The 17896-nt window shown below is 38.0% G+C and carries 12 protein-coding genes; 5 read left to right on the forward strand and 7 right to left on the reverse strand.

The genetic code is table 11. From position 1 onward, the window contains the following. Window positions 1-630: 630 nt before the first annotated feature. The 3 genes from ACZZZW_RS18285 to ACZZZW_RS18295 are packed head-to-tail and all read right to left on the reverse strand — an operon-like array spanning window position 631 to window position 7014. Window positions 631-1527 carry a sensor histidine kinase gene (locus tag ACZZZW_RS18285; protein ID WP_463495554.1) on the reverse strand — a complete coding sequence of 299 codons (897 nt, stop codon included), beginning with the start codon at window positions 1525-1527 and terminating at the stop codon, window positions 631-633. Next, entirely contained in the window at window positions 1518-5480 is a 3963-nt protein-coding gene (locus ACZZZW_RS18290; protein ID WP_463495556.1) for a chemotaxis protein CheB, read from the reverse strand. The genes ACZZZW_RS18285 and ACZZZW_RS18290 overlap by 10 nt, the downstream gene beginning before the upstream one ends. Before the next feature lie 4 nt (window positions 5481-5484). Further along, window positions 5485-7014 (reverse strand): GAF domain-containing protein, encoded by a 1530-nt coding sequence (locus ACZZZW_RS18295; protein ID WP_055910776.1) that lies wholly within the window; start codon window positions 7012-7014, stop codon window positions 5485-5487. A gap of 336 nt (window positions 7015-7350) precedes the next feature. Here ACZZZW_RS18295 and ACZZZW_RS18300 point away from each other — a divergent pair, with 336 nt between their 5' ends. Further along, complete coding sequence (locus ACZZZW_RS18300) at window positions 7351-7764, forward strand: SRPBCC domain-containing protein (protein ID WP_055910778.1); 414 nt, start codon at window positions 7351-7353, stop codon at window positions 7762-7764. Here the strand turns inward: ACZZZW_RS18300 and ACZZZW_RS18305 are convergent. Both ACZZZW_RS18305 and ACZZZW_RS18310 read right to left on the reverse strand, forming a co-directional pair. After that, window positions 7739-8854 (reverse strand): PepSY-associated TM helix domain-containing protein, encoded by a 1116-nt coding sequence (locus ACZZZW_RS18305; protein ID WP_463495559.1) that lies wholly within the window; start codon window positions 8852-8854, stop codon window positions 7739-7741. The two genes, ACZZZW_RS18300 and ACZZZW_RS18305, sit on opposite strands and share 26 nt — an antisense overlap. Window positions 8855-8857: 3 nt before the next feature. Then, window positions 8858-11209: a TonB-dependent receptor gene (locus ACZZZW_RS18310; RefSeq protein ID WP_055910823.1), complete on the reverse strand. Its 2352-nt coding sequence runs from the start codon at window positions 11207-11209 to the stop codon at window positions 8858-8860. Between the two features lie 156 nt (window positions 11210-11365). Here ACZZZW_RS18310 and ACZZZW_RS18315 point away from each other — a divergent pair, with 156 nt between their 5' ends. The 4 genes from ACZZZW_RS18315 (at window position 11366) to ACZZZW_RS18330 (ending at window position 14684) form a co-directional block, all read left to right on the forward strand. Continuing rightward, window positions 11366-12154, forward strand: coding sequence for an SDR family NAD(P)-dependent oxidoreductase (locus ACZZZW_RS18315; RefSeq protein WP_463495562.1), 789 nt, complete (start codon window positions 11366-11368; stop codon window positions 12152-12154). A gap of 408 nt (window positions 12155-12562) precedes the next feature. Beyond that, complete coding sequence (locus ACZZZW_RS18320; protein WP_055910783.1) at window positions 12563-13369, forward strand: phytanoyl-CoA dioxygenase family protein; 807 nt, start codon at window positions 12563-12565, stop codon at window positions 13367-13369. A gap of 158 nt (window positions 13370-13527) precedes the next feature. Continuing rightward, on the forward strand, window positions 13528-14220 hold the full coding sequence (locus ACZZZW_RS18325) for a CDP-alcohol phosphatidyltransferase family protein (RefSeq protein WP_200912312.1): 693 nt from the start codon (window positions 13528-13530) through the stop codon (window positions 14218-14220). Next, on the forward strand, window positions 14217-14684 hold the full coding sequence (locus tag ACZZZW_RS18330) for a GtrA family protein (protein WP_055910785.1): 468 nt from the start codon (window positions 14217-14219) through the stop codon (window positions 14682-14684). Before ACZZZW_RS18325 ends, ACZZZW_RS18330 begins: the two co-directional genes overlap by 4 nt. Window positions 14685-14966: 282 nt before the next feature. Here ACZZZW_RS18330 and ACZZZW_RS18335 read toward each other — a convergent pair whose 3' ends face one another. Both ACZZZW_RS18335 and ACZZZW_RS18340 read right to left on the reverse strand, forming a co-directional pair. Beyond that, window positions 14967-16058, reverse strand: a complete 1092-nt coding sequence (locus ACZZZW_RS18335; protein WP_055910787.1) for a phosphotransferase enzyme family protein — start codon at window positions 16056-16058, stop codon at window positions 14967-14969. A 100-nt stretch (window positions 16059-16158) separates the two neighbouring features. After that, the gene (locus ACZZZW_RS18340; protein WP_055910789.1) at window positions 16159-17511 is read right to left on the reverse strand and encodes a Gfo/Idh/MocA family protein; all 1353 of its coding nucleotides are present in this window, start codon (window positions 17509-17511) and stop codon (window positions 16159-16161) included. Window positions 17512-17896: the final 385 nt, after the last annotated feature.

Below are 17896 nucleotides of genomic sequence, written 5' to 3' on the forward strand. Positions count from 1 at the left end.
AATGACGGCCGTGTTAGAAATTTACAACAAAGATTGCTTCGTCGGCTGAAAAAGCCTTCTCGCAATGACGAATTTATACGTCCCCTTCACGTTTTAAACACAGCATAAAAAGTGCTGAAATAAATCCGATAGCTATCGGATCAGCATGACGATCGCCTTGGGAATAGGGGCAAAAAAATATTTAAAACATGGTCATCATATTACGATTCCCGCATGCGCGGATATGACTACCAAAAAAGTCATACTATAAAACCCTTCAATACCAAACCATCACCTCCTCTTCTCTCGATCAGGCTTAAAAATAATATAGAAAACAAATATACCTGCCAATAAAAATATAATCCCTAAAATTAAATTTGCCCTGTCGTCCATACCTAAACAACACCACTATTAATGAATAGTTGAGAATTATATACAACCTGAGAGGGTAAGCTAGACTGATAACTGAACAAAATGAACTAAACAACTGCTTACATAAACTGTTGTCAAAATAGAAAAGGGTAACCATATCCATAGTTACCCCTTTCTAATTACTCCCGTGTTAGAGGAATTATAATTACATTTATTAAGCACTTTTTGTTTGCTTCATCTAGATCATCATACATCGTTGGTCTGAAAATAAATACACGCTTATTTATCTTTTAATGGAATCTTAAACCAGAATACAGAGCCCTCACCTTCTTTACTGTTTACCCCAATTTGACCTCCATGGCGCTCTACAATTTCTGCTGAAATATATAATCCTAAACCAAGACCAGAAAAACTATAAGAAGAAGCTTCCACACGGAAAAAACGATCGAACACAAACTGCGATTTATCCTGAGGGATACCAATTCCAAAATCCTGTACCGAAATCATCAGGTAATTACCTTCTGTTTTGGCCTGCACAATAATTTTATCAGCATCTGGCGAATATTTAATCGCGTTAGACATAAAATTGCTTAGCACCTGCTCAATACGGTTTCGGTCCGCATGCACCTCAACATCAGTAATATCCTGAATAATGTTATGTCCATGCATACTTTCCTGTAAACCATCAATAGCATCTTCAATAACACCCGCAATGTTAAAATCAGAGAAATTGAAAGTCATTTTACCAGCCTGTATTTTAGTTACATCCAATAAATCCTCAACAAGGGCAGTCAGTTTTCCAATCTGGCGGTTTGCTTTATCTACAAACTCATAAATTTTCTCAAACTTCTGTTGTTCAGCCATTCGCAAAGCAAACTGCAAAAAGCCTTTAATGCTCGTAATCGGTGTTTTTAATTCATGACTGGCAATACTCATAAACTCATCCTTACGGTGCATCAGTTCTTTGGTAGCCTGTTGCGCTTTCATTAAATCGGTTACTTCAAACCCAAAGAAAGCGATCCCGTCAATTACCCCATGATCAGAAAAAACCGGGTTTAAAATAATGTCAAACCATTTTTCTACTACATTACCTGTTGCATTGTTTACCTGTTCAATCCGGTAAGCGTTAGCCACATAAGTTTCGCCGGTTTCCAATACGTTTTTCTCTATTTCCAACAACTCAGGCGATTCGAATTTAGAACCACTTCCAATTCTTGATCTCCCGATATAATCGGTACCGCCATCAAAGGTTTTAAAAGCTTCGTTAACAAATTCGTACTTAAGATCTTTCCCCTACGGATGGTAATTAATGCCGGAGCATTTTTAAAGATACTGTAAAACTCATCTTGCTGTTTTTTGATCAGCTTTTGCAGTTCACTCCGTTTTTTCTCTGTATGTTTTTGTTTCGTGATATCGATTACATAGGTTACTGCACCATTCACAACTTCTTCATCCAATAAAGCCGAACCAACCAAAACATCAACAGGGGTGCCTGATTTAGTGAGGTATTGTTTTTCGAACGGCGGACAAAAGCCCTCTTCCTTTAACAATTTAGCTGATATATTACTAATCGGTAAGAAAGATTCAGGTGTGATTTGCCTCCAATCGATATTTCCATCTTCGAAATCAGACCGCGAATAACCCAATAGCTTCAAGAAAATATCGTTTGCATCTTCAATTCTTCCGGTTTCAATATCGCTGAACAAAATGCCAATCACATTTGATTCGAAAATTTTCCTGAATTTACGTTCTGTAGAATTCAATTTCACCTCTGTATCAACCAGTTTTGAAATATCTACTATAGAGCCCACCATACGATAAGGCGTTTGCAGATCATCGAGCAAAATACTCCCACGATCAAGCAATGTAGCATAACTTCCATCAGCTTTTTCAAGGCGGTATTGGGCTGTCCACTGGGTTTCGTTGTGGTTTATAGCATCGTAAACACTATTTTTAACACGTTCCCTATCTTCCGGATGAATTTTATCAAACCAAAATGCAACACTTTCCGTTTGCAGCTCTTTCGGATAACCAAACATTAAAGTAAAATTATCGCTGCGCCACATGGTATTATGTGCCAGGTTCCAATCCCAAATGGTATCGTTGGTGGCATGTGATACAAGATTGAAACGTTCTTCACTTTCTGAAAGTTTCATTGTACGCTCCTTCACCTTCAATTCGAGATCGGTGTTAAGTTGGCGCAGGTTTTCCCGCGTACCTAAAAGTTCGTTATAATTCTTTTTCAGCTTATGTTCGGCCAACTTTTGCTGACTGATATCGGTTATTGTCGCTACAAAACCATCAGACATTTTTACGGCAATTAACTGGCACCATTGCTCTTTAGAAAACTGAAGCTCTATTTCGAGCACCTTACCGTTTTCTACCACTCCAACATATTTGTTAAAAAGATTACTAACCGTAAGCTCAGGAATCAATTTCATTATCCTTGCACCAGTTAGCTCTGATTTTGTTTTCTTTAAAATAGTTAAAGCAGAATCGTTGAAGGTGCTGCACTCAAAATCGATAATGAAATGTTTGGCATCCCTAACCGCTTTAAATGCTAAAATACCATTCAAACTTGCATTAAAAACACCGCTGATGATGTTGTTAAGCTCGGTAATTTTAGAAATATCCACAAAAGAAATCACCACACCATCTGCCCGCTTATCTTTTCTTAAATAAGGCATCACCCGCATCAGGCAGCGTGTATTGTTTTTCAGTTGCACCTCCTTTTCAATCACATGCCCGTTCAGCAACACCTTTCTAATGTCGCCGGTAAGGTTTTCAGCTTTAATGTTATTCGAAATATGCTCTATCGAACGGCCTATATCAGCCTCAATAAGGTTTACCATACTTATTGCCGCAGGGTTAAATTTGCGGATAAACATGCCTGAATCCAGAAAAATCTGTCCGATATCAGTACTCCTGAAATAATTGTCCAAATCATCATTTAGCTCAATCAGTTCTTTGATTTTTAACTGGTGTTCAGTATTTAAGGTATGCAGTTCTTCGTTTAATGATTGCAGTTCCTCATTGCTCGATTGCAGTTCTTCATTGGCAGAAAGCAGTTCTTCGTTGCTCGATTGGAGTTCCTCATTTGTGGTTTCCATCTCTTCTACAGCCATCTGTAGGTTAGAGCGGGTTTCGTTCAGTTCCGCTTCGAGCTCAAATACATATTCAGAATGCGTTGCATCATGGAAACCAGGCACGGCAGATTCATCCCTGTCGGCAACAATTTCTAAAAGATGCTCTGCAAAAACAACCATCGTGAAACCATTGGTATGATCTGTGGATGCAGGCACTATGGAAATATCCACAAAAACATCTTCAGCACCCTGCTTAAAGCGAATCTTTTTTAACTCTATTTTAATGTTTTCTTTCCAAACTTTTCTTAAACCCGTATTGATTACAATAGATACCTCACGCGGTACCATTTTTAAAATATTAAGTTCGATACTTTGCTCAGGCAAGGATAAATATTTGCGGTAGTCGCCAACGGCATCCTGCATTATGTACCCTTTATCAATAAATACCGCAACATAACCAAGATCTGATGAAAGAAAATCGGCCAAACGTTTTTCCAATGGACTTTGAATTGCTTCGGTAATACTTCCTTTTTTACGCTCCTGGCCCAGGGCAGTTTTAGCACCCGTATTGTAAGTATTATACGTAGAATAGTTGATTTTTCCGGTTTTCTTATAAATTTTTGATTTACTCGAAACTTCTGTTAAGCCGGCCTTCATAGAAGAAGCCGTTTCACTCGATCCAAGAAAAAGGTATCCGTTTGGTAAGAGGGAGAAATGGAAAATCGAAAGTATTTTTTCCTGAAGGATGCTATTTACATAAATTAGCATATTTCTGCAGGTAACCAGGTCATTTTTAATAAAAGGAGGCGATTTAATTACGTCATGTTTGGCAAAAACCACCTGTTTACGCAAGCTGGCCACTACGCTAACAAATTTTCCTTCCTGTATAAAATACTTTTTAAAAAGTTTAGCCGGTATCTCTTTCTTTACCGAAATCGGGTATTGTCCTTTCGAAGCAATTTCGATGCTTTTCTCGTCAATATCAGAAGCAAATATTTTAATATCAATCTTTTTACCCGATCGCTCTACGCAATCGTTTACAAGAGCAGCAATAGAATATGCTTCCTGCCCGGTACTACAGGCACAAACCCAGATTTTAATTACATCACCATCTTCCTTACGGTTAACGATATCCTGAATGGCAAATTCATTAAGTTGCGCAAAAGCCTGGTCATCTCTAAAAAATTTAGTTACACCAATAAGAAAATCCTGAGCTAAAATTTTTACTTCTTCAGCATTGCTGCGCAAAAAATCAACATAACGATCGAGCTTTTTTATGCCCCGTTCATTCATTCTCCGGCCAATACGCCTGATGATGGTTGGGGTTTTGTAAAGGTTAAAATCATTGCCGCTACTGTTATGCACAAGTTTAAACACCTCATCAAGCAGTTCTTCATTAATTTTGCCGTTTTCGAGCACCTTAACAGGCTCTTCATTTACATAGCTAAAAAGTTCTTCCTGCATCCGCGAAGGGATCATTACATGATCGGTATTGCCTGATGCGATGGCAGAATTAGGCATGCCATCAAATTTGGCAGAAGATGGATCCTGAACGATAACCATCCCTCCGTTTTCTTTTATACTTTGTATGCCTTTTGTGCCATCAGTACCTGTACCTGAAAGGATTATGGCAATGGCTTTCTCTTTTTTATCTTTTGCGAGGGTATGTAAAAAATGATCAATAGCGGTATTAGGAGCTTTAATCTGCGATTTCTCTGCAAGTCTGAGCCTACCCTTAACCAAAGTCATTAGTTTATTATTTGGAATGATATACACACAATCCTGTTGAATAGCCATATCATTTGCAGCTTCGAACACCTTCATATGGGTGTGTTTACCTACAAGCTCAACCAGTAAACTTTTATAATCTGAAGAAAGGTGTTGGATTACGACAAACGAGAAACTCGAATTTGCCGGCATGTGATCAAAGAATTCGTGAATAGCTTCCAAGCCCCCGGCCGATGCGCCAATGGCAACAATATATTTGTCGTAACGCTTATTTAATACCAGTTCTTGCTTTTCCTTTTCCTGCTTGTTGTCCATTAAGCTAATTATAAAGTTGCTTTGTTCTAAATTCAAATATAAAATTCCTCAACGATTCTGCTATTTCCAGCTCATTATTATGCCATGGTAATGATTGGCCATATACAGTTTGCAGCCAGAGGTTAAACGAATTTCTTGGATGATAGTTTTTACCATCTTTATCAAAATTAATTACCTGTTCAGGATCGCCGCCCCACTTGATCTGCTGGATAACCTCCGGCCTGAAACAGATTATATAATCGCCATTTCTGCCATCAATAGGGATTACGAGAATCCCGCTTCCCAGTTTTTCGTAAGCTTTTGCCTCTTCATATTGGCCGCTCAGCTGATCGCTGAAATACACTTTTTCAATTCCTTTTCCTTCAAGCCAGAGCATCAGGTTATAAACCTCACTTTTATCGGGTATATCGCCACGCGATTCGATCCGGTTACCGATTTTTACCACAACGCCACCTGCACTAAACAAAGAAAGAATGTTTAGGTTTTCATCTTCCAGCAAACCTTCAATAATATCATCTTTAGCATAAATAAGATCCGTAACTGAAGTTCTTTTCTCAAGTCTCAATGCCGATTCCTGATAATCTTCCTGGTTTATGATAGCGGTAATCCGGTTGGAAATTTCTACCGAAAGCCATTCAAAAATATAACGCATATCCACATTTGGATGTTTTGGTTCGATGTGGTGGCAGGAAATTAAGCCCCAAAGTTTACCATCACGCAGCACCCTGATAGACATTGACGCGCTAACATTCATATTTTGCATATACTCCAGATGCACTGATGCCACACCACGCAGGTTGCAATCAGATAAATCGATAAATGCATTGGATATAGGGTTGATAACCGGGAATAACCTAAAGGCTTTATATGCCCTGTTGGAAATTAGCCTGAAGGGGTTTTTAAGGTAAAGGGCCCTCGCCTGCTTTGGTACATCAGAAGCTGGAAAAGTTTGCCCAAGATAACTTTCCAGCTCACCAGAAATTTCCTCCGCAATTACCGTCCCGTTCCAGGCAGCATCAAACTGATACATTCTTATGCCATCAAAGCCCGAAACTTTACGCAATTGCTTAATGGCAACACTACACACTTCCTCAAGCGTAGCTGCACTTTCCATCGCCGATATAAACTGCCTTACTTCTTGAAAAACATCCGAAAAACTTTTTTGTCCATCCGTTGAAGCCGCTTCTATTTCCAATAAGGTAAAATCTTTTTTTATGTGAATCAAACCGTCAAAACGCAGTTGTTTGCCTTCAATATCCGAGCTTAGTGTAATTGGAATCCTATCCTTGGCATCACCCCTAATCAATTTCGCAATCTGATCTACATCCTGTTGGCTAAACCATGATGACAAATGCTTATTCACCATTTGTGCCGGTACCTGGTTGGTAACTTCGACTAGGTTTTCACTCAGTTGAATAAGATTTAATGTTTTATTATCCAATACGAGGAGGTATCCATAATCCTGGATAGAATTGATGTGGTGAATAGGTAAATTTCCGCAGAACTCTGCATCATAGTTTCTTTTATCTGACATTTCTGACTATCTTTTTGAAGGAAATCCAATGCTCAGGGAAAGCAGAAGATTTCATTTCTCAACAATTATACTGCCAACTAAATTGGCATTTGGCGTAAAGCCGATTAAAATTACCTTTATTGAAGCATTACACAGCTAAAATATAGATTGATGCCTTTAATGAAAGAAAACCAATAAAAATAATACTCAACATACAACCAAAAGGAATATCATTTTAACCAAGCGGTAAAGCAAGGCAATAAAATTAAATAAGTTTACCCAAACAACCCCTTATTTGTCTGTAATGACCATCAAAATTAAAACGATAGCATGTAATTTAGGACATATTTTTTCAATATGAACAGAGATACCTTAACAGCAAGCATTACCATAAACCAACCAATCGATCTGGTATGGAAAGTATGGAATGAACCAGAGCACATTGCCAAATGGAATGCACCTGCTTACGAGTGGGTAAACAAGAGCATTGAAAATAACCTCAGCCTGGGCGGATGCTTTTTGTACGTTATGGCCAAAAAAGATGGCAGTGAAAATTTCGAATTCAGAGGCACCTATACTGAGATTATTGAACATCAGCGCATTGCCTATACATTGGATGATCATAGAAAAAGCCTGATCATTTTTGAAGGGAATAACCTGGTAACACTTACCGAGATTTTTGAACCCGTTGCAAATCTTGATCTTAAAATGCAACAGGAATTTTGCCAGTCGGGGCTTAATCAGCTTAAAGCTTATGCTGAGCAACTATAACAGGCTTCTTTTTAGTTTTCTTTCTCTTTTTTAACCAGATGATAAAACCTGTAATGGGTAAACTAGCTGCAATTAAAGCAGCCAAAAAGGAAAGTATTTTATTCGGCAATCCAAGGAGCCTGCCAGTGTGCAGATCATAATTGGTAGCCTCTATCAAGTCGGCACCGTTAAAATCCTTATAGAGTTTGGCCCTAGTCATAGCACCCGTAGCTTCTTCGTAAAAAAAGGTATTTTGGTTTCGTGCCCATCGATAAGGATAAACCATTCTTAACCGCAATTCACCTTTACCACGCAGCGAAAAACTGGTAGAAACCGCACCTGGATACTTGGCTTTAGCATCAGTATAAATTTTATTGTACCGTACAGGTATCGGATCAATTTGTAGGGGTTTGGCAGCAACAATAGCCTTCCCCTGACTTAATTTACTGCCTGTAAAAAAACTTGCTGCATTTTTTACACCCTTAAAGGCAAAATATAAACCACTTAAAGCAGTTACCAATAGTATTACAGATGCATAAAAACCCAGCACATTATGCAAATCGTAATTGAGCCTTTTAAAAGAGGCTTTCCTTTTAATGGTTAAAGATTGTTTTAGCAAACGCATTTGCCCGGGGAACCAAAGTATGAGCCCCGTTATCAGCATCAGCACAAAAATAACCACCGACCACTGCATAATAAATTGCCCGGTTTTACCCAATAATAGCGAAGTATGAATATGCTCAACAGTTTCCAGCCAATCTTCACTTCCCTTTTTTACCAAAGCGGCATTGTAAGGATTAAAATAATAAACCTTACCCTTTTTACTCGTTAGCTCTACCGTAGCATTTGGCAAAGCATCCTCAATCCTGATCAACCTTAGGGGATCTTTAGGCGAAAGTTTATCGAAACTCCAAATAACTTTATCCAAGCCTATAAAAGGTTTCGGCTGAGCTTTTACATATCGGAAATCTTTTTGGGTAGCTTCCCTGATTTCTTCTTCAAAGATGTAAAGCGCTCCCGTTATACTAATAATAACAACCACCAGGCCAGTAACGAGGCCAAGCCAAAGGTGAATGTTCCTGATGGCATTTTTAAATTTCTTGTTTTTCATTGCTTAAAAAGCATAGCCGGCAGAAAGGTTAAACCTCCGGCCATTTCCGCGTACATAATTTACATTGCTGCCATAAAATTGAGATATAGCAGGATAATAAACTTTATTTAATAAGTTTTCTACCCCTAAAGATAGTTTTAAAGGTTGCGTTACCTGGTAAACCGCAGCAACATTAAATAAGTTAAAGGCCTTTACCGGTCCTTCTCCAATTAAGTATTTACCCGCAGCATTGGTTTTAAAACGGTCGCGGTTGCCTACACGCATCCAGTTTACATCCACACTTAAGTTTTTAATGCCCGAATATTTAAGGTATACTGTGGTTTTAGATGGTGGGATCCTTGTGGTATTCAGGTACACATCTTTATCGCCATCAAATTTGCCATCATTATCTACATCACCTTTACCCTCTACCTGGGCGTAATTACCACCAATGCTTAAATCGCGTAAAATTTGGTAATCTGCCTGAATTTCAAATCCATAAACACGTTCAGGTATCCGTTGAGAAATGTATGTTCCGTTAACTTCCAACAAGTTTGCACCCAATTTAGAAGTACTGTAATAGTATGCGGCACTAAAATTTAATTTGCCTATTGTACTGCTAAAACCAGCCTCGTAATTGTTTACAATAATCGGTTTGGTTTCCAATTGAGATAAAGTATTACTTTTTGCAGCCCTTAAAACCCTGCCCAGCTCAAACACCGAAAACGACTGTGCATAACTGATAAAAGGGTTAAAAAACTTGAATTTAGAATAACGCGCACCAGCATTAAATACCAAAGCATTGTAGTTTAATTTACCACCTTGCACAGCAATGCTTCCTGCGCCATTTGCACCAGTTGCAAGCGTATTAAAATCATCTACATCAATATTGATATTTTCTACCCTTAAACCACCTTTAATTGTTAAATCGTTTATTAAAGTTGCCGAAGCCTGTAAATAAGGTGCAAAGTTTATCATATTCATGTTGGGAACCCATAAACGGCCATCAGTTAAACTTTGAGCTGTTTTATCGTTCATTAAATCCAAACCGTAATTTAACTGCATTGGTACCTGTGGGGTAATGTTAAATGGTGTATTTAAGTTTACCCTTGCTCCCTTTTTAGTGGAGGTAATGGCCGATTGACCGCTTCCAAAAAATGATGCAGAATTGGAATAAATGGTATAAAAATCCTGATAATATACATTGGCCGTTAAATCGGTTTTGCCAAAAATTTGCTGGTTGGTGTACTGTAAATTGGCATTGTGGTTAAACCTTGTACCTTCATCTTCGCCCAAACGCGTACCGTAAATACCAATGGCAGGCGATTGACCATAAACACCATCTTTGGTAACATATTTAGAATGCTGCCTCGAGCTAAAATAATTGTACATTACCTGTAAGCGTTGTTTTGGCGTAAAATTAAAGCCCAGCTTTACAAAACCATTGTATGATTTGGTTTCGCCTAAACCATACTCAGGTGAAAGTACCAAACCATCTGCATCACGGAAAACGCCCGTTTTTTCGAACATACCACTTACCAGGTAATCAAATTTACCCTCCTTGCCATATAATTGCTGAGAAAAACGGTACCCTATAGTGCTATCGCCTTTTAAGTTTCCGGTGATACCGGCCTGTGTATATCCACCAAATGATTTGCCGTTATCTGCTTTCTTGGTGATATAATTGATCAAACCACCTTCTGCACCATTGCCATAAATGGCAGTTGCGCCCTTAATTACTTCAACCCGCTCAATAACCGAAGGATCAATACTGCGGATATCTCTCCCTCCTGCCCTTAAAGGTGTAGATTGTGGAATACCATCAATCAATACCAAAACATTCCGGCCACGTAAAGTTTGACCAGAGTTACCTGTTTGGTTGGTAGAAAAACCCAAACCCGGTACGCTGTAAGAAAGTATATTGGCTAAATTAGGACTGATGGTAGATTGAGTGTTAAGTTCTTTTGCCGTAAGCACCGTTACTGATGATGGTGTTTGCGATAAAGATTCAGGTCGCCTGCTTGCAGAAACAATTACATCGTTCAGTTCTGAATGCTGCTCTTTTAAAATAAAAGTAACCTGGGCGGTATCATTTGCAACAACCATAACACGCTGCTCAAACTGATCGTATCCGGTTATCGAAACCCTAACCTCCTGATATCCGGCAGGCACAGCGGCTAATTTAAAAGCTCCTGCTTTGTTTGAAGTGGTTTTTAAATTCTGCTTTTTGATCTGTACGTTGGCAAAGGGAATGTTGTTTCCTAACGAATCAACCACCTTACCGCTAATTGCTCCCTGTTGTGTTTGTGCAAATAAGGTAATCGACAATAATGTGAAAAGCGATATAGATAAAAATCGGAGGTATAAGTGCTTCATGAAGTTGGAATTTTCGGCAAAGCTAACATTATTTAGACTGGTTAAAAATAATAAGTTAAAAAAGATCAAAAGTAATTGCACAACATTTGAAAATAAATAAGGCATAAGATTTTATTTATTTGATATTTGTGCATCAACCATATTGATTTAAGAAGGATGTTGAAAACAGAAATTAAGTATGCACTGGTAACCGGAGCTAGTAAAGGCATTGGCAAAGCGATGGCCATTGCCCTGGCCAAAAGAAAAAGAAATTTGTTGCTTATTGCCCGTTCAGCTGATGAATTAAATGCGCTCAAAACAGACATTATTGCGCAATATGGCGTTCAGGTAGATATTTTACCAACAGACCTTAGTCTACCAGATTCACCACAGCTCGTATCAAACTGGGTAACGGAAAAAGGATATGCTGTTGATATTTTGATTAACAATGCCGGTTATGGTTTGTGGGGCAAATTCGGCGAGCTTAGTTTGGCCAGCCAGCTAGAAATGTGTCAGTTAAATATGAATACCGTTACCTCAATGTCTCATTTATTTCTTCCTGCACTTACACAACACCATGAAGCTTATATCCTTAATATTTCAAGCACTGCAGCTTATCAGGCGGTGCCAACATTAGCCATTTATTCGGCAACTAAAGCATATGTTTTATCCTTTACAAGGGCATTAAGATTTGAACTTAAAGATGGACCTGTTTCGGTTAGTTGTTTGAGTCCTGGCCCTGTTGATACTGGTTTTGCACACCGCGCAGGCTTGGATGCTTTTAGTAAAATGGCCGAGAAATTTAACATGAAACCGGATGATGTAGCCGAAATTGCCTTAAATGGTATGTTCGCTAAAAAATCAGAAATTATTCCAGGTTTCACCAATATCGTTAGTGTGTATGCCAACAGGATTTTACCAAAAGGGTTTATAGAAAAAATGGCCGCAAGAATATATAAGACATAAAACACTGCTAGTTGGATGTAAAGAGTTGCAAGTTTGGCTTGTGTGGGTACATAAGTCAAGTCGAGATTTCGTGCTGCAAGATGTTACCTTCATGACAAATAGTCTAAGTTTAAAGGTATCCATAAAATCAATTATTCGATTATCATCGTGCCCTAAAGCAACTATCGTTTGGCCATCACTTCAATCAAGAAGAAATTATTTTTAAAATATTTTAAATAAAATTCTTTGGAATATTAAAATTATGTTACGTTTGTATTAAACACTACTAATTCTATAGACTATGTCGGATAAAACAACCCTGTTTTATTTTCCTTCAGTACCGAACCACTTGCGAATGCGAATGTGCTGTTGCTGCGCATAATTCTATTTTCTATCTATTATTTCCTTTAATCTTTTAACTTTTTACACATGGCCACATCGTATCCAACCTTCACCTTATCTGAACAATTAACAGCAGAGCAGCTCGATTTTTTTAACACACATGGGTTTATCCATTTCAAAAATTTCATTAAACCAGAAACTGTATCATCCATTATTGATGCCTCTAAACAGGTAGAGCAAAAATGGATTGAACAAGATATTAAAAAAATAAATGGCGTACCGATTAAGTATGGAAAAGATCTTGATGGCTCAGCAATTGTACAACGTTTCGCTTTTATTAATCAACAACATCAAACTTTAAGCGGATTGCTGTTAGACCCACGCTTTAATGCCTTATTGCAATTGGCTGGTGATGGTGCACGCCTGGGTACCGAAGAAAAAGACGGTATGGTTTTTAACCATTACATTAACGGACCAGATAGCAAATTCAGTAAAATGGGCTGGCATACAGATGGTTTAAGGGATATTTTTTATGGCGCAAAACTGAACCCAATGTTGAATGTTGGAATCCACCTGAGTACTTTAAAGCCAGAAAATGGCGGATTGAAGATTATTCCGGGCACACACAAACAAAGTATTTACCAGATGCTTTTCCGCAAAAAATATTTCCTGGATAATAAACCAGATGCTGAAGAAGTATCGATTTTACCAGAAGCAGGTGATTTAACCATTCATGATGGAAGGTTATGGCACAGGGTTGCAGAATCTGCAATACGTGGTGAAGAAAGTAGAAGACGTGTAATTTATGTACCGATCATTGCTGGTAAATATGCCCCAAAAAATGAGAATAGTCCAACAGTATTTTATCAGCGCTTCGCCGGAATTGTAAAATAATTTTATGTTATTTGCCCTATTGTTTACTTACCTGGTCAGATCGGGGAAGCTAAAGCGAATAACTGATTATTCTAAAGGAATTCCTAAGAAGATCAGTTTAAAATTTTACCGACCGGAAACAGCCATCCTCTTTGGTGTATTTTTGGTTGGCACTTAAATTGGAGGCTATTATTAAACTAAAAAAAGACCATCTAGATGGCAAAAGGGTATTTGCAGACCGCGAAAGAACGAATGTTTTACGCAAAGGTGAACAAGCACTGATTTTATTTTTGCTTCAAAGGGTTCCTGCGTGGATTACGCCAAATATAATGACCGGAATTGGCATATTTGGCTCACTGATTGTGTTTTTAAGCTTTATTTTGGCAAGTTTTTATGCAAAAAGCTGTTTATTAATCGGAATTTTAGGCTTTGTGATTAATTGGCTTGGCGATTCGCTTGATGGCCGATTGGCTTATTTTCGTAAAATTCCTAGAAAATGGTATGGCTTTGCCCTCGATATTGTGATGGATTGGCTGAGCATTATCTTGATTGGTTTAGGCTACTATTATTATGCCGATGGCGGCACACAGATTTTTGCGTTTCTCTTTGTGGTATTATACGGCTGGTCGATGATTATTTCTCAACTTCGTTATAAAATTACAGGCTTTTATCAAATCGATGCAGGTGCTTTAGGTCCGACGGAATTGCGGGTAATTATTTCACTTGTCTTAATTGCCGAAACCTTGTTTACAGGTTCCATTACTTATTTTGCAATTGCTATGGTAGCACTTTTACTGGTTATCAATATTAGCGATACGTTTAAGCTTTTAAAAGCTGGCGATGCTAAAGATAAAGAGGAGAAAATATCATGACCTGGGCTTCAGTTAAACTTTTCCTCAAGGCACAAGTATCGGCTTTTTCTGGTGGTGTAACCGATTATGGCTTAATGATTTTGCTCACAGAATGGTTGCACATTCATTTTACTATTTCCATTTTAATTTCAGGAACGATGGGAGGCATTGTTAATTTCTGCATCAACCGTTTCTGGGCATTTAAAAGCAATGAGGGCTATTGCAGTTCTACAAGCGGACAGTTGATTCGATTTTTTACCGTGGTTTTAGGAAGTATCTCATTAAAATCCGGTGGAACTTACCTGCTCCAGCAAACTTTAAATGTGGATTATAAAATCGGCAGACTTTTAATTGATAGCGTGGTTTCTTATGGATTTAATTATCCGTTAATGAAATATTGGGTATTCAAGATCAATAAATTCAGCGATTATGAGGCTGACGAAGAAGATTATTATGAGCAGCTTGGCGAAAAACAAAGGGCTTAATATATGCTTCTACCCTCTTCAGTACACATAATTTAGCCCCATCAAACGTTTGCGCTTTTTTCAAACCATTAGCTTATGTTAAATACGTAGCAAATGATTGTTATCGAAATGACGTAATTATTGAGCAGATTTTTCGCTTGATGAATGAATCTTAAAAGCAAGAATATTGAGTATAAGAACTTGATTTTGATGCAAAAAATCGAAATAATTAGCTAAAAAAGGCAAAAGGATGTCCAGCTCAAACGATGAAGCATAAAAAACTGAACACCTTAAATTACCTTATTAATTTAATATTGTTTTAGAATCGCTAAGTCTATCTTCGTTAATCTTTTTAATGATTTCTTCAAATTCCGGTTCTTTAGCAATGTATTTATTCAATAAATCGATCTGGTTTAAACCCCTTACCAGGTTGTGTTCAGGATATGTGGTTTTGTAGTAAATATCACCATTCAAAAAATCGGCAATAAACCGTACAGCTTGCATATAAATCATAAAATTACCAGCATAAATGAAGAACTGTTTCTCGGCAAAACCCAAAACCTGGTCCATTTCTTCCATATAACCTTTATGGATGGCTGCAAATACATCTGTTCTGATGGCTATTTTGTTAAAATCCCTTTCCTCCTCATTCGCTTCTGATAAATAAGTACGCATCATATCACCTACATCGCTAATAAAATAGCCAGGCATTACCGTATCCAAATCAATTACGCACAAACCCAAACCTGTTTTTACCTGTAAAAGTACATTGCTAATTTTGGTATCGTGGTGTATTACACGCAGGTTCAATGCGCCACTATCAACCATGTGCACATATTGTTCCTCAATGTGGTAATGTTTGATAATTTCTTCGATGGCAAATTTTGCTTTACTAATCCTTTCATTACTAGCCTGCTCCAAAGCCTTTTTAAATTGCTCAACCCGCAGCGGCAGGTTATGAAAATCTTCGATGGTGGCTTTTAACTTTTTCACATTAAAAGCACAAAGCATCCTTGTAAATTTACCAAACTGCTTTGCAGCGTGGTAAGCCTGCTCAGGATGGTGCACGAAATCAATGGAGCAAGAGTTTTCAACAAAAGGGAAAATCCTGTAAAAGTGATCATCAATCACAATAAAATCACCGCCATTTGTTGCTTCGATTGGTGCAACAAATAAATATTTTGGTGCGGTTTGATCAAGATATTTTTTGATGGTTTCTATATTATGTGCAATGTGCTGAGGTTCACGAAAAACCTCCGTATTAACCTCTTGCAAAATGTAGGCCTGCTGTTCGTTGTAAACTTTCCAGGTATGGTTAATTAAACCCGAGCCGAAAGGTTCAATTTTAAATTGTTCTGCGTTAAGTCCATAAGCACCTAATACTGCTTGAAACATAAGATGGTGATATATTTATATAAAAATAGTTCCAGGTAACTGGATAAAGTTTCTTGTTAAAAAGTGCGGGCAAGCCCTGAAGCATTGCCCGCAAACGAGACTAAAAGCCGCTATCGTCTAAAGCGAAAGTATTTTTTCTGTCTTTCCATTTTCCCTTTGTAAAATCAGGGAATTTCTGTGGCATATTTCCTTCTTTCAACGATTTTGTAGAAAGTGGCATAATTACACTCATGGTAACCGAGTCGTAAACATCAATTGGCGTTTGTTTTTTCTGTTTAACCGCCTGGATAAATCCATTAAACACAAACCAGTCCATACCGCCATGCCCGGCACCCACAGCTTCTGATTCGTATTTTTTCCAAAGTGGATGGTCATATTTAGCAAACCATTCCTGAGCCGGATCCCAAACATCATCCTTTTTCGATTTGTGGTCGATATAAACAGATTTGTTTACATCCATCCATAAACCTTTTGTGCCCTGAACCCTGAAACCAATAGAATATGGCCGCGGTAAATGGGTATCGTGACTTAATAAAACGGTTTCTCCATTTGCACAATTGATCATTGTAGTGGTTACATCACCATTTTTATAATTGATTTTGGCATTTGGGTGGCCTGGCGACATTTCTTCTACATATGCAGCCAAACCTTTTGCTTTAGAGCTGAATGAAACCAAACTGGTAAAGCTGTTACCTCTGTTAATGTTGGCGTATTGCATGAGTGGCCCTACCCCATGTGTTGGGTATAAATCGCCATCCTGATCGATGTTGAACTGGGTTCGCCATTGCGCCTCACTGAGTGCTTTAGGTCCGTACTCTACCCCACCACCATAATAATCTTTACCATTGTTAAAAAGAACATTTCGTAAATTATGCTGATAGCCACCTTCTAAATGTACCAATTCGCCAAAAAGACCTTGTCTAACCATATTTAAAGCTGCCATCACATCTCTGCGGTAACAAACATTTTCCAAAGTCATGTAAGGCATACCGGTTTTTTCGGATGTATTTACAATGTCCCAATGATCTTGTACGGTTAAACCCGCAATAACTTCGCAGCCTACATATTTACCTGCTTTCATGGCATCAACGGCTTGGTCGCGGTGAAACTGCCATGGTGTAGCAATAATTACGGCATCAATATCTTTACGCTCGATTAATTTTTTGTAGGCATCGGTACCGCCTGTATATTCGGTTGCAGCTGGTCTGCCTTTTTTGGCAATAAATGCACGGCAAACTTTAAGTGAGCTTTCTTGTGTATCGCAAATTGCAACAATTTCTACATCATCTCTTAGTGCACCTTCAGAAATATGGCTCATTCCACGGGCCCCTACTCCGATATATCCCAATCTTACTTTCCCACTGTCTGATGAAGCAAATAAACTTCCGGTTGGCAGGATGGTTAAACCAGCAGCCGTAAATGCCCCATTTTTGATAAAATCTCTACGTTCCATTTGTGTTGTTTAATATTTATTGTTTAGTTTTTTAACTGATCCCTTAATGTGCTGAACAAACGTTTTACTAACTCTGCTTTCGCGCTTTTTATTCTGCTAAATTCTTTTTAAGTGGTGTTTATTTTAAAGTATTCCCTTTAACATCTTACCTTCCATTTGCAATATCCGTCATTACAATAATTTTAATCTTTCAATTGCGTAAGTTAAGCTTGTATCCATTCCTTGCTGAAGCATTTTTTCTGACAATTAACTTCGCACAGGTTATTCCATATATTAATAATCACTAAGCCTGAACATGTTGACTGAATTGCTTCTGTCATACGGAAATGCATCAATTATATTATAGCACCGGTGTAAAGATGTTTTAAGCAAACGATAACGCATT

Source organism: Pedobacter sp. AC379, assembly GCF_979258145.1.

What these genes read in the sequence shown, in the direction of transcription:
- ACZZZW_RS18335 (WP_055910787.1), bottom strand. Translation starts at nt 16,058, where the DNA reads ATGTTTCAAGCAGTATTAGGTGCTTATGGACTTAACGCAGAACAATTT.
- ACZZZW_RS18295 (WP_055910776.1), bottom strand. Translation starts at nt 7,014, where the DNA reads ATGTCAGATAAAAGAAACTATGATGCAGAGTTCTGCGGAAATTTACCT.
- ACZZZW_RS18330 (WP_055910785.1), top strand. Translation starts at nt 14,217, where the DNA reads ATGACCTGGGCTTCAGTTAAACTTTTCCTCAAGGCACAAGTATCGGCT.
- ACZZZW_RS18320 (WP_055910783.1), top strand. Translation starts at nt 12,563, where the DNA reads ATGGCCACATCGTATCCAACCTTCACCTTATCTGAACAATTAACAGCA.
- ACZZZW_RS18310 (WP_055910823.1), bottom strand. Translation starts at nt 11,209, where the DNA reads ATGAAGCACTTATACCTCCGATTTTTATCTATATCGCTTTTCACATTA.
- ACZZZW_RS18315 (WP_463495562.1), top strand. Translation starts at nt 11,366, where the DNA reads ATGTTGAAAACAGAAATTAAGTATGCACTGGTAACCGGAGCTAGTAAA.
- ACZZZW_RS18340 (WP_055910789.1), bottom strand. Translation starts at nt 17,511, where the DNA reads ATGGAACGTAGAGATTTTATCAAAAATGGGGCATTTACGGCTGCTGGT.
- ACZZZW_RS18300 (WP_055910778.1), top strand. Translation starts at nt 7,351, where the DNA reads ATGAACAGAGATACCTTAACAGCAAGCATTACCATAAACCAACCAATC.
- ACZZZW_RS18290 (WP_463495556.1), bottom strand. Translation starts at nt 5,480, where the DNA reads ATGGACAACAAGCAGGAAAAGGAAAAGCAAGAACTGGTATTAAATAAG.
- ACZZZW_RS18305 (WP_463495559.1), bottom strand. Translation starts at nt 8,854, where the DNA reads ATGAAAAACAAGAAATTTAAAAATGCCATCAGGAACATTCACCTTTGG.